At 59.6% G+C, this 21707-nt stretch carries 16 protein-coding genes; 5 read left to right on the forward strand and 11 right to left on the reverse strand.

Annotated features, from left to right (window positions below):
- Window positions 1–28: 28 nt before the first annotated feature.
- Entirely contained in the window at window positions 29–1369 is a 1341-nt protein-coding gene (locus tag LJU29_RS04310; protein WP_257111700.1) for an MATE family efflux transporter, read from the forward strand.
- Here LJU29_RS04310 and LJU29_RS04315 read toward each other — a convergent pair.
- The 6 genes from LJU29_RS04315 to LJU29_RS04340 form a co-directional block, all read right to left on the reverse strand.
- A complete protein-coding gene (locus tag LJU29_RS04315; RefSeq protein ID WP_257111701.1) occupies window positions 1363–2265 on the reverse strand; it encodes an alpha/beta hydrolase in 903 nt (300 codons plus the stop codon). The two genes, LJU29_RS04310 and LJU29_RS04315, sit on opposite strands and share 7 nt — an antisense overlap.
- Before the next feature lie 80 nt (window positions 2266–2345).
- Window positions 2346–3752, reverse strand: coding sequence for a type VI secretion system Vgr family protein (locus LJU29_RS04320; RefSeq protein WP_257111702.1), 1407 nt, complete (start codon window positions 3750–3752; stop codon window positions 2346–2348).
- Window positions 3753–3963: 211 nt separating this feature from the next.
- Window positions 3964–5877, reverse strand: a complete 1914-nt coding sequence (gene speA, locus LJU29_RS04325; RefSeq protein WP_004666294.1) for an arginine decarboxylase — start codon at window positions 5875–5877, stop codon at window positions 3964–3966.
- 100 nt (window positions 5878–5977) lie between these two features.
- The gene (locus LJU29_RS04330) at window positions 5978–6349 is read right to left on the reverse strand and encodes a translation initiation factor Sui1 (protein WP_004655683.1); all 372 of its coding nucleotides are present in this window, start codon (window positions 6347–6349) and stop codon (window positions 5978–5980) included.
- A 188-nt stretch (window positions 6350–6537) separates the two neighbouring features.
- The gene (locus tag LJU29_RS04335; RefSeq protein WP_257111703.1) at window positions 6538–7083 is read right to left on the reverse strand and encodes an NUDIX hydrolase; all 546 of its coding nucleotides are present in this window, start codon (window positions 7081–7083) and stop codon (window positions 6538–6540) included.
- Complete coding sequence (locus LJU29_RS04340) at window positions 7083–8162, reverse strand: DUF2333 family protein (protein WP_054995800.1); 1080 nt, start codon at window positions 8160–8162, stop codon at window positions 7083–7085. The genes LJU29_RS04335 and LJU29_RS04340 overlap by 1 nt, the downstream gene beginning before the upstream one ends.
- Before the next feature lie 300 nt (window positions 8163–8462).
- Here LJU29_RS04340 and LJU29_RS04345 point away from each other — a divergent pair, with 300 nt between their 5' ends.
- Entirely contained in the window at window positions 8463–10118 is a 1656-nt protein-coding gene (locus tag LJU29_RS04345; RefSeq protein WP_005782131.1) for a response regulator, read from the forward strand.
- 7 nt (window positions 10119–10125) lie between these two features.
- Here the strand turns inward: LJU29_RS04345 and LJU29_RS04350 are convergent, their stop codons facing one another.
- The gene (locus tag LJU29_RS04350) at window positions 10126–10914 is read right to left on the reverse strand and encodes a response regulator transcription factor (RefSeq protein WP_257111704.1); all 789 of its coding nucleotides are present in this window, start codon (window positions 10912–10914) and stop codon (window positions 10126–10128) included.
- Between the two features lie 170 nt (window positions 10915–11084).
- Window positions 11085–11555, reverse strand: coding sequence for a prepilin peptidase (locus LJU29_RS04355; protein ID WP_005745378.1), 471 nt, complete (start codon window positions 11553–11555; stop codon window positions 11085–11087).
- Between the two features lie 75 nt (window positions 11556–11630).
- Here LJU29_RS04355 and LJU29_RS04360 point away from each other — a divergent pair, with 75 nt between their 5' ends.
- On the forward strand, window positions 11631–12086 hold the full coding sequence (locus LJU29_RS04360) for a TadE/TadG family type IV pilus assembly protein (RefSeq protein ID WP_005732180.1): 456 nt from the start codon (window positions 11631–11633) through the stop codon (window positions 12084–12086).
- Entirely contained in the window at window positions 12076–14844 is a 2769-nt protein-coding gene (locus tag LJU29_RS04365; protein WP_257111705.1) for a PAS domain-containing sensor histidine kinase, read from the forward strand. Before LJU29_RS04360 ends, LJU29_RS04365 begins: the two co-directional genes overlap by 11 nt.
- Here the strand turns inward: LJU29_RS04365 and LJU29_RS04370 are convergent.
- The 3 genes from LJU29_RS04370 to LJU29_RS04380 all read right to left on the reverse strand — a co-directional run bounded on the left by LJU29_RS04370 (window position 14841) and on the right by LJU29_RS04380 (window position 19003).
- A complete protein-coding gene (locus LJU29_RS04370; RefSeq protein ID WP_122321468.1) occupies window positions 14841–16874 on the reverse strand; it encodes a pilus assembly protein TadG-related protein in 2034 nt (677 codons plus the stop codon). The genes LJU29_RS04365 and LJU29_RS04370 overlap by 4 nt on opposite strands.
- Window positions 16875–17011: 137 nt before the next feature.
- A complete protein-coding gene (locus LJU29_RS04375) occupies window positions 17012–18328 on the reverse strand; it encodes a bifunctional DedA family/phosphatase PAP2 family protein (protein WP_057454326.1) in 1317 nt (438 codons plus the stop codon).
- Window positions 18329–18331: 3 nt separating this feature from the next.
- The gene (locus LJU29_RS04380; RefSeq protein ID WP_004655663.1) at window positions 18332–19003 is read right to left on the reverse strand and encodes a DNA-3-methyladenine glycosylase; all 672 of its coding nucleotides are present in this window, start codon (window positions 19001–19003) and stop codon (window positions 18332–18334) included.
- Between the two features lie 1427 nt (window positions 19004–20430).
- Between LJU29_RS04380 and LJU29_RS04385 the strand changes: the two genes are divergently transcribed.
- Window positions 20431–21696 carry a glutamate-5-semialdehyde dehydrogenase gene (locus LJU29_RS04385; protein ID WP_054995804.1) on the forward strand — a complete coding sequence of 422 codons (1266 nt, stop codon included), beginning with the start codon at window positions 20431–20433 and terminating at the stop codon, window positions 21694–21696.
- Window positions 21697–21707 lie beyond the last annotated feature (11 nt).

Raw genomic sequence — 21707 nt, forward strand, 5'->3', positions numbered from 1 at the left:
TACAATGCTCGCCTTGCCGGGAGTTCTCATGTCCACGTTGCTCAACGATTGGCGTCATCGCTCAACCCATCGTCGTGTCTGGGCGCTGGCTGCGCCGATGATTCTGTCGAATATTTCCGTTCCGCTGGTAGCGCTGGTCGACAGCGCAGTGATCGGTCATCTGCCGCACGCGCATCAGTTGGGTTCCGTCGCGGTCGGGTCGACGCTTTATACCTTCCTTGCCTGGGCCATGGGTTTTCTACGCATGGGCACCACCGGTTTTGCTGCGCAGGCGGCGGGGCGCAATGACAGTGCTGCGCTGCGCCGGATCCTGTTGCAGGGGCTGTTGCTGGCCATCGGGCTGGCGTTGTTGCTGGGTGTGATCGCCTTGCCGTTCAGCCATCTGGCGCTGGCGATGATGCAGCCGTCTGCCGATCTGCAGCAAATGACCCTGGATTTCTTTCACACCCGGCTGTTCGGCCTGCCTGCGGCGCTGGCCAGTTATGCGCTGGTCGGCTGGTTTCTCGGCGCGCAAAACGCCAGAGCGCCACTGGCCATTCTGCTCATCACCAATCTGGTCAATATCGCGCTCAACCTATGGTTTGTCATCGGCCTGGACTGGGGCGTAGTCGGTTCGGCGCGTGCCTCGGTGTTGGCAGAGTGGACCGGCGTAGTGCTCGGTCTGCTGCTGGCCCGCAAGACCTTACGCGCCTGGCCGGGGCAGATCGTCTGGTCAGCCCTGAGGCTATGGAGCAACTGGAGACCCTTGCTGGCGGTCAATCGAGACATCTTTCTGCGCACACTGGCGCTGCAATCGGTGATGTTCCTGATCACCGTGCAGGGCGCTCGTCTGGGTGACGCAACGGTTGCCGCCAACGCGTTGCTGCTCAACGGCCTGCTGTTGACTGCCCATGCACTGGACGGGCTGGCGCATGCGGTCGAGGCGCTGTGCGGCCATGCCATTGGTGCGCGTGACCGGGATACGCTGCGGCGCTCGCTGGTGGTCGCGGGAGGCTGGTCACTGATTGCCAGCGTGGCATTTGCGCTGTTGTTTCTGGTGGGCGGGCATGGGTTCGTCAGCGTGCAGACCGATATTCCCGAGGTTCGCGCAACGGCCATGACCTATCTGCCATATCTGGCGCTGATGCCACTGCTGGCCGTCTGGAGTTACCTGCTGGACGGGCTGTTCATCGGTGCCACCCGTGCCCGTGAAATGCGCAACGCGATGCTGTTCAGCGCAGCAGGCATCGCGCCGGTGGCTTATGTGGCTTCCAGCCACGGCAATCACGCGCTATGGCTGACGTTTCTGGCTTTTACCCTGCTGCGCGGCCTGAGCCTTGGCGCCATTGCCTGGCGATTGACGCGCCGGGACGGCTGGTTCGTTCACTGAGTCTTCAAGGCCGCACGGTTCTTTTCCGCGAGCCTTGGCGGGGTGTGATTGACGAACATGTCGACCTCGTCGACCACCGGTGCCAGGCCGCTTAACAGCTTGGCAAATACACCGACCAGCGTGCCGTGGTTAGTGCGCGAGAAGTACAGATCGCGTACTGGCACACCTGCCTCGCGCAATACCCGCGCCAGGCCACCGGTGTTGCGTTCGGGGTTGACCACCGAGTCCGTACGCGATGCCATCAGCAACGCAGGAGGTGCGCTGGAACTGACGTGGTTGATGGGTTGCGAGTCAGGCGGTGAGTCGGGGTAAAAGAATACCGGTTTCACATCGGCCTCCTCGATAGGCAGAAAGTCGTACGGCCCGGCCAGCCCGATCCAGCCGCTGAGAATGGACGGCGATAAGCCTTCACGGGCCAGCCAGCGCGGGTCGAGCGCCAGCATCGCAGCGTTATAGGCACCTGCGCTGTGGCCCATCACGTACAAGCGGTCAGGATCGCCACCGTAGGTTTTTGCATGTTTGTGCGCCCAGGCCAGCGCTTTGGCCGAATCTTCCAGAAAGCTTGGATAGCGCACTTGCGGATAGAGCCTGTAGTCGGCAATCACGACGACCATGCCACGCGCAGCCAATGCTTCGCCGATGAAGGCGTAATTGGCTTTCGAACCGGTGTTCCAGCTGCCGCCATAGAAAAACAATACGACTGGCGCATTGGCCGGTTTAGTCTGTGGGGTGTAAACGTCCAGCGTGTTGCGTGGATCCTGCCCGTAGGCCAGCCCGTAGACATGATCGACAGGGCCGGTCGGATTCAACGTGTTGAGCAGCTTCAGGGGAGAGCAGCCGGACAATGCCGCCAGTACGGCACCCGTCATCAGAGTCAGGAAAATCACTCGTATCATAAGGGAAGTGCTCTGGCAGATGATTCGGACACGCCTTGGACCGTCGCGATTCGCCCAAGTGCCGCATGGTTGGTGCTATTTCATTCAATAGCGTCCGGATCACCCGAAGAGCGGCCATTCGCCTTGCTGGCAAAGCCGATGCGCGGGCTGCTCAGTGTCAGGCCATCATCGTCGATCTGCACCGTGCTGGGCCCCGCATCCAGCGTGACTTTGCTGCCTTTGCCAAGGTATAGGCAGACCCCGTCTGCGAGTTGCAGCAGTCGGTCAGGCCCGATGAATATTTGTCGGTCGAGGTGCATTAGGACGTTATCGACAGGCGCTGGATCATTCTCGCGGCGCACCTCCTGAGACGGCAGACCGCCGATGATCAGTGGTGGGTGTGTGTCATCCACAGAAAAGCTCACCGCCACTGACATGCCGGCGCGACATTCGATATCCAGCCCCGGTGCCAGATGCAGCCAGCAGCCACCACCGGGATCATTCGGGTGTTGCCATTCCCACTCCAGCCGGACGTGCACCCGGCCTGACGCATCAAGCCTTGCCGGTTCGCCGCTGATGCCGATGATCCAGCCTCGCTGAAGTTGCGCAACGGGCGCGCGCGGTGCCGGGGCAGGCGTTCTGAAGCCGACTTCCCATGGTATGGCCTTGAACTGGTTCGAGTAGCGTTCCGATGCACCGCGGTCATTGCCATCAACGATGCCAAAGCGATGCCGGACTTCGGTGATCAGCCACATGTGGTTCCAGTTCTTCTCGGGATGGTCGGCCAGCGGCAGCAGTTCTGCGCAAGTCACGAACGGCAAGGTACTCTCGCCTGTCGCGTGCTGGGCTGCGCGGCTGCCGGGCAGATCCGTTGCATGCTCGGTGACGGCAAACCGGGTCACCCCGGACTGCTGCGCGAATTGACGCCAGCGTGCGACAGGGCTGCGCGCAAACCCGTGCAGGTTGGCGCCGAACACCAGTTCGTGGCGATGCCGTGAATGGACAAAGTGGTAGTGAATGCCTTCTTCTGCGCACAGGCGCTGGACCAGTTGCAGGTCGGATTCCTGATACTGCACGCAACAGTCGCGTTCGCGGCACTCGGTCGGCAGGTCAAAACGGAAACAGTTCTTCAGGCCATGTTCTTCGAGCACCTGGGGGATGATCCGGGTGGCGGTCATGTGCTGAAAGATGCGCGACTGGTGGCGTAACCCGAGACAGGCCAGTCGAGGCCCCATTATCAGCGTGTAACACGCCGGGCCGGGTTGGTAATGCTTGCGTGTCGCGCCTTGAATCTGACCGTGAAAGTTCTTCCGGTTTCCGAAGCTCAGCGAGGCAGGTTTGTACATCAGGCTGGTCAGGTCCAGATCCAGGCCGTCGCCAAGAATGTCCAGTTCAAATGTAAAAGGCTGGCTGATCGCCTCGCTTGCGCTGAACGATATGACAGTGAAGCAGCGGTGCAGGCGGGCAATTTCCAGACGAAAGAGCGGCGCGCTGGTGGGGTCGGGCATGATGGAGTGCTTCTCTACCGGGAATGCGACCGAGAATTCTGGCGCAGAAAACGGGCAGGGTAGAGGGCTGCAGGTAGAACAGGACATTGCCTACAAGGAATGTTGGTAGCGGCTTACGATGTGCGCATGACCATCGCGCCAACGCACAGCATTGGCACCACAGTCACAGTAGATGGGGCCCCAATTGCAGGCCCCATCGCAAATCCTGGAATCAGGACGACAGGTACGAAGAGCGTGTCAGCCCCAGGCGCAGGGCGTCGAGGAAGTAGGTACGCTCGCGCGGGGTAATCTTGGCGCTGGCGACCTTGTCCCGGTAATGGGTCATCAGTTCTTCCGGCGACAAATGCACGTAGCGCAGCATGTCTTCGATGGTGTCGTGGGTTTCGATGCCCGCGTGGTAAACGCTGCCGTCCGGGTTCTGGTAGATGTTCACCGAGTCGGTATCACCGAACAGGTTGTGCATGTCCCCCAGAATTTCCTGATAGGCGCCTACCAGGAAGATCCCCAGCAGATAGTCTTCGCCTTCGTTCAACGAGTGCACCGGCATGCTGGTCTCTATGCTCTGCTCATCGACGTACTGCTTGATCTTGCCGTCGGAATCGCAGGTCAGGTCCTGAAGCACGGCGCGGCGCACCGGCTCTTCGTCCAGACGGTGCAAGGGCAGAATCGGCAGCACCTGGCCGATGGCCCAGGTATCGGGCAGGCTCTGGAACACCGAGAAGTTGCAGATGTACTTGTCGGCCAGCTTGTCGTTGAGTTCGTCGAGCACCTGACGGTGTGAGCGTTGACGTGCCTTCAGCGAGTTGTACAGGCGGCGGCAGACGGCGAAGTAGCATTGTTCGCCGAGTGCTTTCTCCGCCAGGCTGATTTTGCCATCGGCGTACTGGGTAGCGATGTCGCTCATGTAGTGCGTGGCGCGCCAGTAGGTTTCGGTGACCATTTCTATGTCGGTCGGACCCAGCAGGTCCACCAGCCACTGCACGGTTTCCGGCAGGCTTTCCTTGTCGGAGATTTCCGGCACTTCGTCGTTATGCTTCTCGACGTCGGTCACCTGGACCACCAGCATGGCGTGGTGGGCGGTCAGCGAGCGGCCGCTTTCCGAGAAGATATGCGGGTGCGGCAGGCTTTGCGCATCGCAGAACTCCTTGAGCATGCCGACCACCACACCTGCGTAATCGTCCATGTCGTAGTTGATCGAGCTGGCGTTGCGTGAGTGGGTGCCGTCGTAGTCGACGCCCAGACCGCCGCCGACATCGATGTAATCCACCGGCAGGCCGAGTTTGCGCAGCTCACCGTAATAGCGGATAGCCTCTTTGAAGCCGTGCTGGTAATCAGCCAGGTTGGCGATCTGCGAGCCCATGTGGAAGTGCAGCAGGCGGATGCCCTGATCGAGCCCGGCCTTGCGGAAGCGCTCGACCACCGACAGCAATTGTGCGGCCGACAGACCGAACTTGGATTTCTCGCCGCCGGTGTCCGCCCATTTGCTCGACGCCAGGGAAGACAGACGCACGCGCAGGCCTACCTGAGGGGCGACTTTCAGCTCGGCGGCTTCTTCGATCACCAGCTCGACTTCGGATTCTTTCTCGATGACGATGAATACGTTGTGGCCCAGCTTCTGGCCCATCAGCGCCAGACGGATGAACTCACGGTCCTTGTAACCGTTGCAGACGATGGTGCCGCCTTTGGGCGCCAATGCCAGCACGGCCATCAGCTCCGGTTTGGAACCCGCTTCCAGACCGATGGAGACGTTCTGCGTGGCGATGATGTTTTCCACCACCGCTTCCTGCTGGTTGACCTTGATCGGGTACAGCGCGGTGTATTGGCTCTGGTATTCCAGGCGCGCGATGTTGCTGTCGAATGCACCGGTCAGTTGACGCACACGGTCTTGCAGAATGTCGGGGAAGCGCACCAGCAAGGGCAGCGACAGACCGCTCTTGCGCAGGTTGTCGACCTGTTCATAAAGGTCGATGGGCGAGCTGTCCGGCCCATTGGGACGGACTTCAACGCGACCTGCTTCGTTGATTGCAAAATAACCCGCGCCCCAATGGCGAATACCATAAACGCTGCGGCTGTCCGCAACTGTCCATTGGCTGCCATCGTCTTTGCGTGTGCGTCGTACGGACATCGAAGTCCCCTATAAAGAAGTCGTTGCGCCAGCCAATAGCCAGCTGGGCGCAGTGTAATGAGTTGAAATGACGATTTGATTCGCTGCCCGCTACGCGGGTTCAGCCGCCGGACTTTTTAGCCTTGAAGCCTTTTTTGATCAGCTCTGCCAATAGCAGTTCGACGTGATCGCCCTGAATCTCGATCACGCCGTCCTTGAGCGATCCGCCAGTGCCGCAGCGCTGTTTGAGGGCCTTGGCGAGGTCTTTGAGCGGCTCTTCGGCCAGCGGGACACCACTGATGGTGGTGACGGTCTTGCCGCCACGGCCTTTGCTTTCCCGGCGCACGCGGGCAATACCGTCTCCTTCGGGGATGGCGGTCTGTTTGCAGGTGCAGTCGGCAACGGGCTGACGACAATCCGGGCAGTGACGCCCTGCGTCGGTTGAAAACACCAGGCCACCGAGGGCGGCGAGAGAAGCGGCTTTTTTAGCCACGCAAAAATCCTCTTGTTGAGGACTGAAGATGGGTCGGGCTCACACGAGCCATCGACCGCGAAGCCCCACTCTGGCAGGGGCAGCGCTACTGAAACGGCAGGGCCGGTCCAGTTTGAAAAGGTCGCGCAGTGTAACGGCAAACAGACCGGTTGCTAAGGGGCTGGATGCGCCAATTTCTGAACACTGGCTTACTGAGCATTCTCTATCTGCTGCAGGTAGCGTTTCAGCGCCGCGAGCGAGTCCGGGCAGTAAGGGATTTTTTCAGCCTGATGCAGAACGTCGGCGATGGGCATGAAGCGCGCTTCCAGTACTTCTTCGGGCTGCAGTCTCAAGGGCCCGTCCCACACGGCCGAAAACACGGCGCACCAGAGCCGGTTGCCCGGCTGATCGAAGAAAAACCTTTCGTGGGCCTGCAACGGTACGCCACTGACGCCCAGCTCTTCTTCCAGCTCCCGGGCAGCGGACTCGTCATAGCTTTCATCCGCCTGCACCATGTCGCCCGCCGCGACATCCCAATAACCGGGATAAATCGCTTTGCTCAGTGTGCGCCGGTGCACGCACAGCTCACCGGCACTGTTGAACAGCAGGATATAGGTGCCGCGCCCGATCAATCCGCGTTCACGCAAATCGGCGCGGACCCGCGAGCCGAGCAGTCGGTCCTGCTCGTCGACCCAGGCGATCTGCTCGGCATCCGAGGCGGCGCGGTGCGCGGCCTCGTTGGCAGGAATAGACATCAGCCTTGATTCAGCAACTGGCGCAGGTCGATGACCGCGGCGTTGGCACGCGAGATGTAGTTGGCCATGACCAGCGAGTGGTTGGCGAACACACCGAACGGGCTGCCATTCAGAATCATCGGGCTCCACAGCGGTTCCTGGGACGCTTCCAGCTCACGAATGATCTGACGCACGCTGACGGTCGCATTCTTCTTGGCCAGTACATCGGCGAAGTCGACCTCGATGGCGCGCAGCAGATGCGACAGAGCCCAGGCCTGACCGCGCGCTTCATAGAACACGTTGTCCACTTCCAGCCACGGGGTCTCGACGATTTCCTCGTCTACCTGCGGTACTTCGCCAGGCTTGACCGAAACAGCGGCCTCGGTTTTCAGCGTGCTGTTGAGTTTGACCCGACCGACACTGGCCGAAAGGCGTTGCGACAGCGAGCCCAGGCGGGTGCCGACATCACCCAGCCAGTTGTTCAAGTTGTCGGCGCGGGCATAGAACAGCGCGCCTTTCTGGTTCGGGTCGGACAAACGTGCCTGGTAGCGACTCAGAGAGTTGATACCTTCGGCGTATTGCGACTCGCTGGAAGGCAGGATCCAGCTGCGATTGTTGAAGTTGAACAGCGGCTCGGCGCGAGCCAGATCGCCATCTTCGGCAGATTGAGACTGGGAACGGGCAAAGTCCTTGCGCAGCGCACGACTCAAGTCGCGCACCTGCACCAGTACGCCGTATTCCCAGCTTGGAATGTTGTCCAGCCACAAGCCCGGTGGCATGCGGTCGTTGGACAGATATCCACCGCGCTTGTTGAGCAGGGTGCCAGCCACGGTCTTGAGCGTTTCAACCGTCGTGTAGCCGATAACCATTGGCTTGCCTTCGCGCTCGGCGGCGGCTTGAGCGTTCTGTTGTACCGGGAACAGTGCAGGCTCTTTGCTCCAGTACCAGCCGACTACCAGTGCAACCAGCAGGTAAATCAAGATCAAGGCGCCCAGAGCGCGGCTATAGAACAGGCTACCCAGGTAACCGCGGCGTTTGACCGATGAAGTGTCAGCGGTGCGCTCACCCGCGCTGCCTGCGCGGTTCTTCCAATCCAGCATGGTAGGGTCCTTTCGATCTTGAGTTGAATGCTTCACGTGGGGTTCGACCGCAACCTTACCCTAAGGTGCGATCGGGGCAGCTGCAAGCTTCGAGCTTCAAGCCAAAAGCGAATTGCTTTCAACTTCCAGGTGCAACTCAAGGCCTATAGCCAGGCTCTATCAGTCGATTGATTTTGAGTAATGGCTAAGAGCCATCAAAATGTTGTCAAATAAGTGACTTACGGCACTGTTCTGTTGTAACGGAGGTGCTAGCATAGCGCCATCAGCCGTATCGCTCAGTAAAACCACAGTAGTCTCAATATGACCGAGCCAGAAGACCCTAGCCGAGATCGCCTGAAGCATCATTTTGCCCAAAGGGTCATCCACCAGGCACGCCAGATTCTGGAGACGTGGCAACGTCTGCAGAAAGCCGAGTGGTCGGCTGGCGACATGGCTGAGCTCAAGGAATCGACATTGCGGTTACTGCGCTTTGCCGAGCGCTTCGAGCAGGTTGAACACATTTCACTGGCGCATGACATCAACCAGGCACTTGAGGCTGTCGAAGCCAATCGCGGTCGCCTCAACAGCAGCGTCATCACTGACCTCAATCGTCTGATGCAACGTCTCTCCCGCACCGGGCTGCGGCATGGCGACCAGCTTGAGCAAACGTCGCTGCCTCCGCTGCGCAAGCCGGTCTATGTGGTGCTTCAGGATCATGAGCGGGCCGAGCGTCTGGCCAAGCAGCTGGAGTTTTTCGGTCTGGCAGCCCTGTCGTTGCACAGTGTTGCCGAGTTTCAGCGCGCAATGGCGCAACGGCATCCGGCGGCGATTGTCATGGATGTCGATTTCAGCGGGGCCGGTCAGGGTCTGAAGCTGGCCTCACAGGCTCAGGAAGGCCTGGAGCAGAAGCTTCCGCTATTGTTTTTCAGCCTTAACGAAACCGATACGCCCACCCGCCTCGCAGCAGTGCGGGCCGGTGGCGAAGAGTTTTTGACCGGCGCGCTGGAAGCGTCGAGTCTGCTGGAAAAAATCGAAGTTCTGACCTGCGTCGCTCAATACGAACCCTATAAAGTGCTGATCATCGACGATTCCCGCGCTCAGGCAATGCACACCGAACGCATTCTGAATGCAGCCGGAATTGTTACGCGGGTTCTGCTCGACCCGATTCAGGCAATGTCCGAACTGGCGGAGTTTCAGCCGGACCTGATCATTCTCGACATGTACATGCCTGGTTGCACCGGCACTGAGCTGGCCAAGGTCATTCGCCATAATGACCGCTATGTCAGCGTGCCGATCATTTACCTGTCGGCCGAGGATGACCAGGACAAGCAGCTTGACGCCATGAGCGAGGGCGGCGATGACTTCCTCACCAAGCCGATCAAGCCACGCCACCTGATCACCACGGTTCGCAATCGCGCCGCCAGAGCCCGCAGCCTCAAGGCGCGCATGGTTCGTGACAGCCTGACCGGGCTCTACAATCACACGCACATCCTGCAACTGCTGGAAGATTGCAGCTTTCGCTCGCGACGCGAGGGTAAGCCGCTGTGTTTTGCCATGCTCGATATCGACCACTTCAAGAAGGTCAACGACAGCCACGGTCACCCGATGGGAGATCGCGTCATCAAAAGCCTGGCGCTGTTTCTCAAGCAGCGCCTGCGCAAGACCGACTTCATCGGTCGTTACGGTGGTGAGGAGTTTGCCATCGTCATGCCGGATACCGACATTCAAAGTGCCCATAAAGTGCTTGATGAGATCCGCCATCGCTTTGCGGAGATCCATTACCCCGCGCAGCCGACCGATCTGTTTTGCACTTTCAGCGCCGGGGTCGTTTCTCTGGGGGCTAATGACGACAGTCTGAGCCTTGCGTCACAGGCGGATACTGCGTTGTACTGCGCCAAGCACGCGGGTCGCAATCAGGTGCATTCGGCCCTGGTGGATGTGCCCTATCACGTCGTGTTGACGGAAATCGAGGCCTGATTCGGTTTCAGTCCTGGCTTTCGATCAGCTTTTGCCGCTCTGCCGATTTGCCGGGTGAAAATGCCAAGGCCAGTTGGGTGCGGTTATGCATGTGGGTCAAGCGCAGCACTTGGGACACGTAGAGTTTGACAGTGTTTTCGGTAATGCCCAGTTCGCAGGCAATCTGGTAATTGGTCAGCCCCTTGCTGACCAGGCGCGCGACGTCAAGCTGGCGGGGTGACAATTTGGCCAGCGATACGGGCATCTGTGCATCACTCTCGAAGCTGGTTTTGCGCTCGGACTGCGCCCTGTTCTGAACGTTATCCAGATTTTGATAGGGGTCGTCTATGGATGCGGCCAGAAACTGAAGTTTCTCGTTGAGCAGGCCCAATTGCTGACGGTTTTTCTGCCGTTCGTGCAGCGCTTCCACCTGCAACTGGACACCCTCAAGCAACTCTTCAAGGTTGACCGGCTTCTGGTAGTAATCGGCGATGCCGGCTCGCAGAGCCTTGATGACGTCCTTTTTCTCGGCTTGTCCGGTCAGCATGATAGCCTCGAACAGATGCGTCTTGCCGCCAGCCATCTTCATGGCTTCGACCATCTCGATCCCATTCATGCCTGGCATTTCCAGGTCGCAGAGTACGATGCCAATAGCGCTGTCGCTGCTGAAATGCTCGATGGCCTCAAGGCTTGAATGGCAGCGCACGCACGCATAGCCGTTGCTCTCCAGAAACTCACAGAGTTCTTCAACAATAAGAGGCTGGTCGTCGACCACCAGAACTTTCGTGACCGGGTAGTTATCCACATGCAACTCCATGCTGTTAAGGCCGGCAGACCGGAACCTTTATCCATTCAGCAAAACATGATTAAGCGTTGTATGACCCGTTTCGGGTAGTTCAATGACAGTACGTCACAGCGATGTGTTAACCGTAGTCGTACTTTCCGACTATGTACATAGCATTAAACTTTCAATTGGCCGAGAGTCGACTAATGGAGCAACGCTACTGTCAGCAGCAAGCCCGCCAATAAAAAAGGTGAAAAAGGATATTTATCTGGCGCGTCAGGGAACATATAGGCGTAACGCCGCGCAACTCGTTGGTTTATATGATGCTGCACTTTCCTGGCGAGCAACACCCAGGTCAGCACGGCGATGCCTGCGCCGATAAATGTGCACAGTAAATAGACGCTGTCGGAGGCGAGCGCGAGTGCGGCCATCAGCTTGACGTCTCCGGCGCCCAGCTTGCCGAGCGCATAACCAGGCAATGTCAAGCCCAGTGCCAGCGCCAGTGCCAGCGCGGCTTCCAGTGGCGGGGCGCCTAGCCAGGTCGTTCCGGTGCCTGCCAGCCAGGCGGCCGCCAGTGCTGCTGCGCCCAGTGTCAGCCCGTTTGAAATGTGCTTGCGTCGCGCATCCTGTTCGGCGCAAATTACAAACCAGACAAGCAGAAGAAATAATTTCATCAAGCAAAAAACATCCTGTTTTCCGGAAAGAATCTATGCTCTGTTGAAGCCGTAAATGTCAGGGTAGACGTTGATATGAAAACCGTTCTGCAGCATGCCTTGCCTCATCGGCAGCAAGGTGCCGCCGCTATTGAGTTCGCTGCGGTGTTCGTTGTTTTCTTTGCCGTGTTCTATGGCGTGGTGAGTTATAGCCTGCCGTTGCTTATGATGCAGTCTTTCAATGCGGCGGCCAGTGAAGCCGTGCGCCGAAGTGTCGCCCTTAGCCCGACAGTGAGTGGCTATAACACTCTGTTGGTCAGCCAGGCGCAAAGTGTCGTCATGAATCAGCTGTCATGGATGCCGCCTGCGCTGGGTTTCAACGCCAGTTATACCAACGTGACCTACACCGCCGGTGTTCTGACGGTGACCATCCAGTACCCCAAGACCCGATTGACCCAGGTACTCCCGTTATTGACGCTCCCTGGCATCGGCGAGGTCCCGCGCTTGCCGACCAACCTTACTGCACAAGCGAGTCTGCAACTTGCCCCTTGAAAAAAATCGTCTGAGCCGTTGGCTGGGCCGTGGTGAAGCGCCGCCGGTATCCCAGGCTGTGCCCGTTTCGAGCGAGCCGGGACCGGTCGGGGTCGACCTTTATGTGCTGCTCGATGACGAAGGACGGATACAGAGCATCAGCCCGCAGTTGCTTGCGCGGTTGGGCATTGCCGCTCCGCTGTCAGCTGCGCAGCGTTTGATGAACCTGTTGCTGCCAAACAGCGCGCTGGTCATTGAAGGCGTGCCGCATGACTGGCTGGGGCACATGCTGGATCTGGATTTCAAGAGTGCCGATGCGCATACCTTGCACGCCCGTGGCTGGGTGCAGGCGCATGGCAAGGGCTGGCTGTTGCAGCTGCTGGATATCAGCGACTTGATGGAGGAGGCCAGTGCCGCCCGCAGCCGCCAGCAATGCCTGCGCTTTGCCGGGCAAATGGCCGAGCGTTTGCGCGTGTGCAACGTGGACCGGCTGACTGCCGTGGTGACCGAGCAACTCGAGGAACTGGCGCAGCTATGGCGCGTTCCCTGTCTGGCGCTGGTACTGCCGGAAGTCAGCGGCGCTGGCTGGCGTGTCTACTGCCAGTACAGCGCCCACACCGCGCCGGAGTTATGGCAGGTTGGGCAGCGACTGGGCAATGCGCTGGATCGATTCGATGCCAATATCACCCATCAACTCAGGTTTGGCGGCGGCGTCGACCAAGGGCCGTTGCAGAGTGCCTTCGGCAACGCGGACGGTTTTCTGATCCCCCACAGCCGTGACAACGTTGCTAAAGCATGGCTGATGTTCGGTTTCTATAACCCGCAACAGCAGGCTCCGGATCTTGGTGAGCGCGAGTGGCTCAACCTGTGTTCGGCGCTGGCCGGGCCGGTGCTTTTTCGCTTGTCCGAGCAGCACAACCGTCACCATGTAGAGCGCCTGGCGGTGCTTCAGGATCTACTGGGCACCGGTTGGTGGGAGCTGATGCCTGCTCGTGACGAAATCCTGCTGGCACCGCAACTGGCGCGCAGTCTGCGTCTGGGTGACCGGGTCGAAAGTCTGTCGCGTCAAGACTGGCTGGCGTTGATTCATCCGGCTGATCGACAAGAGCTTTCCAGTCGTCTGGCGCAGTTACGTGACAAAGGCACGCCGCTGCTGCTTTGCGTGCGTCTGGCACAGAGCGATCCCGCCCAGGAAACCCTCTGGTACCGTATTCAGGGCCAGGCGCTGATCAGTGGTCAGGTTCAGCGAGTGTTGGGTTTCATGCTCGATGTCAGTGATATCAAGAATCAGGAAACCGAAGCAGCGGCCGCTCACGCCCGGCTGGATAACCTCATTGCCAGCTCGCCGGCCGTGATTTACGTGCAGCGCTACGATCACGGCAACCTTGAGCCAACCTTTTTCAGTGACAGTCTCACGCCCTTGCTGGGCTGGACGCTGGCTGACTGCGTAGACGGCCAGCTGGCGGAATACATTCACCCCGAAGACCGCGACATCTGGTTCGAGCGTAACCGGCAGCTGTTGCGCGGAGGCGTTGTCAGTCGGCGTTACAGGTTGCGCAACAAGAACGGCCACTACCATTGGTTGCTGGACGAAGCGCGATTGCTGCGTGACGACCTCGGCATGCCCGTGGAGGCGGTCGGCCTGTGGCTGGACGTGACCGAAGCCACTCTGGCGGCCGAGCACGTGCGCCAGAGCGAAGAGCGATACCGCATTCTGGTCGAAGACTCACCGGCCATGATCTGCCGCTATTCTCCGGATCTGGTACTGAGTTTCGGCAACCGTCCACTGGCCAATTACATGGAATGCACGCCGGAACAACTGACCGGGATCAATCTGGGGGACTGGCTTTCGGACGAGCAGCGCGAGGCGTTCATTCGGCGCATTGGTCAACTCACCCCGCAAGCGCCGGTGAGCACCGAAGAAATCTGTATCGAGCTGCCCGGCCGTGAGTATGCCTGGTGGGTCTGGGCCGACCGGGGAATATTCGACGAGCACGGCACGCTGGTCGAGGTTCAGGCCGTGGGCCGTGATAACACGGATGTGCGCCGCTCCAGGATGCAATTGAACCAGAGCGCGAAAATGGCCACGCTTGGCGAAATGTCCACAGGCCTCGCCCATGAGATAAATCAGCCCCTCAATGTTATGCGCATGGCGGTGGTCAACGTCCTCAAGCGTCTTGGGCGCGGGGACGTGGACATCGAATACCTCACCGAAAAGCTCAACCGTATCGACACGCAGGTACAGCGCGCTGCCCGCGTGGTGGACCACATGAGGGTATTCGGGCGGCGCTCCGAAGTGGAGGAGCGGCTGTTCGATCCGGCGCAGGCGGTGGAAGGCACCCTCTCGATGCTGGCCGAAGGCATGAAAGGCAAGGGTGTGCAGTTGCGGGTCGGCACCATGATCGAAGACGTGCAGGTTCGCGGGCATGTCGATCAGCTTGAGCAGGTGCTGATCAACCTGATGGTCAACGCCCGTGATGCGTTGTTGTCACGTCGGGAAAAAGACCGGGATTTCGAACCGTGGATCAGCGTCGAGGCCGAGCGGGACGAAAATATCATCCGGCTGGCGGTTCAGGACAACGGCGGGGGGATTGATCCGCGTTTGCTGGAGCGCATTTTCGAGCCTTTCTTCACCACCAAGCCTGTCGGTGTCGGCACCGGACTGGGCTTGTCTGTCAGCTACGGCATCGTCGACCAGATGGGCGGCCAGCTCAGCGTCGGAAACGTCGGGGAGGGCGCTCGTTTCCAGATCGAGCTGCCGATATTCAACGCCGGTTAGATAATCAGCGTCGCCTGACCGATGTTGCAGCTTAAATTGGCACCCACATCGGTGGCACCCAGACTCAGGCCAAGTGACTCGAACAGCGGGTCGACGACTGATGTCAGCAAGCCGGTCAGCGTGTTCTCCACAATAGCGTCCAGCGCAACGGTCAGGCTGTTCAGCGTTGCAGCTGCTCCAGTAATGACGTTGCCTAGCACATTGCTGGTCGCAGGTTTATAGACATTCACCTTTACGCTGGAAACCGTGCCGTTCAGCAACGTACTGGGTTTGGTGTGCGCAACGCTCGTCAGGAAATAAGGCGCGCTGTTGATTTCCGGCAGATTGGGCGAGCTGAAGGTTGTACTGACGACCGGTGAGCTGCCCAGCGGCGACTGGCTTACCGTGTCGAACGTGAGACCTATGCCGCCACCGCCGAAGGGGGTACGGGCGGTGCAGTTGCCCAACAGTCCCGCTATCTTCTGGCAGGTCTTGGTGCCTATATCCAGCACCGGTAGAGGCAGTGCGGTGATTGCCGAGGGGTCAGTGCTGGCAGGAAACGCTGCCGTGCTGTCAATCCAGCCAACCTTGGCGCTGAGCAATCCTGCATCTGTTTTGACACTCAAGGTTTTGCTGGTATTGCTGGTACAGGTGTAGCCGGTGACATAGGTGTCGGCGCTGGCCAGCGACAGGCTCAGATCTATCCTGGGGCCGGCGCTGGCAGAAGAGTCCGAGGTCAGAAACTTGAAATCGGTGACCATGCAACTGTTTAGCCCTACGGCGCAGGTGGCTGATGTCACCAGGCCCGCGATGTTCAGGCTCAACGCGCTATTGAGGATCGGTGTCAGGCTGCCGACCACCGAGCCCGCAGTGTTGGCCAATGACGTGATGGTGCCCAGCACCGGCAGATTGATCGACACCAGCGCACGCATCTGCGCGGTGCGCACGTAGATCCGGTTGGCACCGGTTTTGGGATTGAGTGGGTCGATCTTGCTCGGGTCGCCGATGGCCGATAACTGAGGCGGCTCAACGACCTGAAATCGAGTGGTGACCTGTGCCAGGGTGCCTACATTTATCTGCGCAGATGTCGATATGCCGGTCTTGTCGTTGGCCAGTTGCGCAAGGCCTTGAACCAGGTCCAGAAGGCGCAGGTTGGTATTCAATGCAGCGAGGTCCGAACTGCCTTGGATTGACAGCAAGTCGCCGAGCAACACAGTGGTTGCGCCAGCCGCCAGCTTCAATGCCTGCAGGCCCGCGATGGTGGCCGTGCCGTTCAAGGTCGCGCCGGGGTCGAGCACATTGATAGCACTCTGGATCAACTGGCTGACAGAAACCGATGTGTTGAGCACCTCGCTGTAACCGACCGCAGTCAGGTTAAGGTCGGTCTTGAGTCGGTTCAGATAGCTCAACAGGCTGAGGTCGGTGCTGGCGAGGCCCTGCCAGTTCGCTACGCTCAGGTTGAGTGTGCCTCCGAGCAGGCTGCCGATGAGCGGGTTCAGAATGGCCGCCCGAGTGCTGTCCATTGTTACGGCCGCACTGCGAATGGTCAGTGCCGCCAGTGGCGCGGCACTGGCAGCCACGGCTGTGGCGCTGATCGTGATGTTCGCAGGGGAGGGAGTTTTTTCGAACAGGGCAACAATACCGGCAGCAATACTTCGTGGCACCGGATGCGCCGCGACCACTTGAATGGCCAGTGCCTGGGTGGAGTCCGCGACAAATACGCGCTGGCTCTGCAGGCCCACTGTAAGGGTGCCGCAGAGGGTGGTTAGCGTTCGACCTCCGGTATTCGGGGTAAAGCCGTTACGCGTGGCACTTTGTGTGGCGAAACCGGGGGCGGTGGCCGCCCCGCTGCACGTTCCCCTGCGCCCCGCAGCTTCCAGGGCGGCGATGTCCGCAACCCGCTGCAACGAGCGTTTCTCCAGATACAGCCTGCCGCTGTCGACCACTATCAGTGTGCACAGCAGCGCCAATCCCAATGTGAGCGCGGCCATCATGCCTATGGCGCCGCGTTGCCGGGCGGGCATTGCCGTATAACCATCCAGTGGGGACATCAGCACTCCTTCGGCCACGCCGTTGCTCACTCACCTGCTTCAGGGGAGTGTAGTCAACGCCTCGAAAGAGCACTGGCAAGGTGCCAGATTTGAGAAGTGTCGCACCCGATTTGTACGGGCGCGATCAGGTATGCCGATCAGTACTGGTAACGCAGTACTGCGTGCGAGAGGGCGCGCACCGCAAAAATGCCGAGCAGCGCGGTCATTGCCGGGACGATGAGCCACCATACCCGGACCGACATGGCGGGCAAGGGGGCGTTGCGCTGAATGAACGCCAGGCTGGCGGCGCAGACACAGAACGCCAGGAGCATTCCAGCGAGGATGTCGGTTGGCCAGTGAACGCCGAGGTAAACCCTGGAAAACGCGATGGCCAGTGCCGGAATGCCACCGACCAGCATCCAGCTCAGGCGCAGGCGCACGGGCTGGCCGCGTCCGGCCAGCACCGCCAGCGTCATGAACAGCGCAAAGGCCGCAGAACTGTGGCCACTGGGCATGCTGTAAGTGGTCAGCGGCTCTACCAGAACGTCCGGGCGAGTGCGGGCGAAGAACGTTTTCAGGGTGCCATTGGCAATCGCGGTACCCAGTGTTGCGGTCAGGGCAAAAGCTGCGTGACGCCATTGTCTGGCAACGGCCAGCACGATGATCAGCAGGGAGGCCGCCAGCAACTGGGCCTTGAAGTCGCCGATGCTGGTGACGAAGATCACGATGTTCTGTGCGGCCTCGCTGCGATGCTCCTGAATGAGCGTCATCAGGCCGTTGTCGAAGTCCGCCAGATAAGGCCAGCCGATGAACAGCGCCGCGACCAGCGTCAGGCTGAGCACGGAAATAAGTTTGGTTGCATAGCGCTTCTGGCGAATGCTGCTCTGAATACTCAGCCCGAACAGAATCGCCAGACCGGCACCGACCACTGCCGCCTCAGGCCAGAAGCCTTCCGGCAGCGGCAGGCGAATGGCCGCGCCCGCCGCCCAGCCCGGCATCAGGTAGGCAATCGACCAGCCTGCCGCGGCCAGTACACTGACGGCCGCAAAGCGCGGGAGCGGCATGTCGCACATGCCGGCAATCATTGGCAGCATCGGGCGTAGCGGTCCGATGAAGCGCCCGACCAGCAAACTGGCGATGCCGTAACGGTGGAAGTATTTTTCCGCACCTTCCATCCACTCCGGGTGCGTGCGCAAGCCGGGCAACTGACGGATATTCTGATGAAAGCGCCGGCCTATGAAGTACGACACTGCGTCCCCCAACAGCCCGCCGAGAAAACCCAGTAACAGCACTTCGCTCAACGGCAGTATGCCGCTGCCCGCCAAGGCGGCGATGGCAAACATGATGACCGTGCCCGGCACGACGATCCCGACGATCGCGACGCATTCAGTGAAGGCCACCAAAAAGATCGCGACAGCCACCCAGGAAGGATTCGCTGTCAGCCAGCCGGTCATGCCATTGAGCAGATCGCCCATCGGTCAGTTTCCTTGATCGAGAAATAAGTAGTCGCGGCCTTCGACCTGACCGCGTCTGAGAGGGTTCCGTGTGCAGAAACGGGCGTAACCGGCATCCACGAAGCGATACATCAAGTGCTCATCGCGCCCGGCAGGAATGCCCAGACGGGTGGTCTGGATAATGCGCTCGGGTGCCTGGCCGATGTCTTCGACCAGCAACCTCTGTGGGTCGAAGCGTCTGGCGTCCCACTCCGGTACTTTCAAGCCAAGTGCCTTGCACAGTAGCGTCTGGCCAGCGCAGAGCCGTTGCGGCGGGCGGATTGCGCCGCTGGCGTCGGGGTTGTTCAACTGCATCTGCGCCAGGGCGTTTTCGTCGCTGGTTGCGTCGGTCCAGGGAAATGCCGATTTGATCAGCACCGCATTGCCCGGCCCCTCGGCGCTGAAATTCAGCGAGTCACCGCCGCGCGCGTAGTACATATAGATGTGCCCGCCGTCGAGGAACAGCGCTTTGCGCTTTTCGGTATAGCCCAGCGAAGCATGGCTGCCTTTTTCAGCGCAGTAGTACGCTTCTGTTTCGATGATGCGGGCGGCCAGCCACAGCTCGCCCACTTTATGCCGAATGACCTTGCCCAGCAGATCGCGGGCCAGTAACTGGGCATCGCGATGGAAGAAATGATCCGGAAGAGCAGCAGGCATAGTCAGGCAGGTACGTTGAGAAGGTGCCCGATAATAACAAGCGCAACTTTAATTGCAGCTGAATGTGTCTGGATTAGCGGCTTTGTTGTTTCTGAAAGTGACTGAGGCATGATAAACCGGTTAACCCATAAGAGCGTTTTGTGCGTGCGTTTCCCTGCGACGCTGGTCGAGAGGGCGCGCAGGCTGAGCGCTCATCGTTATGCACAAATCCTGAAGAGCCCGGAAAATGGGGGTGTTCAGGCTTCTGCCCGCAGGGCGTGGGAGCGAACTTGTTCGCGAAAGCTTTATTTCGGGCGATACACCTCCTGCGGATGTCACGGCCCCTTCGCGGACAAGTCCGCTCCTACGGCTTTCGGCCAGAATCAAAAGCGGACTTGTGTATAACGATGAGGGCTGAGCGTGATAGATGGGGGTGTTCAGGCTTCTGCCCGCAGGGCGTGGGAGCGAACTTGTTCGCGAAAGCTTTATTTCGGGCGATACATCTCCTGCGGATGTCACGGCCCTTTCGCGGACAAGTCCGCTCCTACGGCTTTCGGCCAGAATCAAAAGCGGACTTGTGTATAACGATGAGGGCTGAGGGTGATAAACGGTGGCGTTCAGGCTTCTGCCCGCAGGGCGTGGGAGCGAACTTGTTCGCGAAAGCTTTATTTCGGGCGACACATCTCCTGCGGATTTCACGGCCCTTTCGCGGACAAGTCCGCTCCTACGGCTTTCGGCCAGAATCAAAAGCGGACTTGTTTATAACGATGAAGGCTGAGCGTGATAAATGGTGGCGTTCAGGCTTCTGCCCACAGGGCGTGGGAGCGAACTTGTTCGCGAAAGCTTTATTTCGGGCGATACACCTCCTGCGGATGTCACGGCCCCTTCGCGGATAAGTCCGCTCCTACGGCTTTCGGCCAGAATCAAAAGCGGACTTGCGTATAACGATGAGGGCTGAGCGTGATAAATGGTGGCGTTCAGGCTTCTGCCCGCAGGGCGTGGGAGCGAACTTGTTCGCGAAAGCTTTATTTCGGGCGACACATCTCCTGCGGATGTCACGGCCCCTTCGCGGACAAGTCTGCTCCTACGGCTTTCGGCCAGAATCAAAAGCGGACTTGCGTATAACGATGAGGGCTGAGCGTGATAAATGGTGGCGTTCAGGCTTCTGCCCGCAGGGCGTGGGAGCGAACTTGTTCGCGAAAGCTTTATTTCGGGCGATACACCTCCTGCGGATGTCACGGCCCCTTCGCGGACAAGTCCGCTCCTATGGCTTTCGGCCAGAATCAAAAGCGGACTTTGTATGTAACGATGAGGGCTGAGGGGGATAGGCATCGGTCTGCGCAATAAATCTGCGCACTGATATCGACCATCCGCCTGTCTGCGCTGTCGTTCGTGCGGCACGACAGCTATAATCAGCCGCTTTCCTCTTTGCCAAGACCTCTGAGACCATGACTGAGTCCGTTCTTGACTACATGACCCGCCTGGGTCGCGCCGCCCGCGAAGCCTCGCGAGTGATCGGTCGTGCCAGCACTGCGCAGAAGAACCGCGCCCTGCAAGCCACTGCCGCTGCTCTGGATGAAGCGCGCGCCGAGCTGTCTGCCGCCAATGCGCTGGACCTGGCCAATGGTCAGGCCAATGGCCTTGAGCCGGCAATGCTGGAACGACTGGCCCTGACCCCCGCGCGTATCGACAGCATGATCGTCGGGTTGCGTCAGGTAGCAGGTCTGGCAGACCCGGTCGGTGCGATCCGCGACATGAGCTATCGGCCGTCGGGTATTCAGGTCGGCAAGATGCGTGTGCCGCTGGGTGTTGTGGGAATCATCTACGAGTCGCGTCCGAATGTGACCATCGATGCGGCCAGTCTGTGCTTGAAGTCCGGTAACGCGACTATCCTGCGTGGCGGTTCCGAAGCCATTCATTCCAATCGTGCCATTGCCGCCTGCATCGAGCGTGGTCTGGCCGAGGCCGGGCTGCCTGCTGCTGTGGTGCAGGTGGTTGAAACCACCGACCGTGCAGCGGTTGGCGCATTGATCACCATGCCCGAGTACGTTGACGTCATCGTTCCGCGTGGGGGCAAGGGCCTGATCGAGCGGGTCAGCCGCGATGCGCGCGTGCCGGTCATCAAGCATCTGGACGGCATCTGCCATGTGTATGTCAGTGCCCACGCCGATCTGGCCAAGGCGCAGAAGATTGCCTTCAATGCCAAGACGTACCGCTACGGGATCTGCGGCGCGATGGAAACCCTGCTGGTCGATCAAACCATCGCCGCCGATTTCCTGCCCGCCATGGCCGCGCAGTTTCGCGAGAAGGGCGTCGAGTTGCGCGGTTGCGAGCGCACCCGTGACCTGATCGACGTAATTCCGTCCACCGAAGACGACTGGCACACCGAATACCTGGCTGCAATCCTGTCGATTCGCGTCGTTTCAGGGCTGGACGAAGCCATCGAGCACATCAACCATTATGGTTCGCATCACAGCGATGCCATCGTTTCCGACCATCAAAGTCAGATTCGCCGGTTCATGGCCGAGGTCGATTCCAGTTCGGTCATGGTCAATGCACCGACCAGCTTTGCGGACGGGTTCGAATACGGATTGGGTGCCGAGATCGGCATTTCTACTGATAAGCTGCACGCCCGCGGTCCAGTCGGGCTTGAAGGGTTGACCTGCGAGAAGTACATCGTGATCGGTGATGGTCAATTGCGCGGACAAGCCTGACTTGAACAACC

It is taken from the genome of Pseudomonas ficuserectae (assembly GCF_024584585.1).
Taxonomy (GTDB): Bacteria; Pseudomonadota; Gammaproteobacteria; order Pseudomonadales; family Pseudomonadaceae; genus Aquipseudomonas; species Aquipseudomonas amygdali.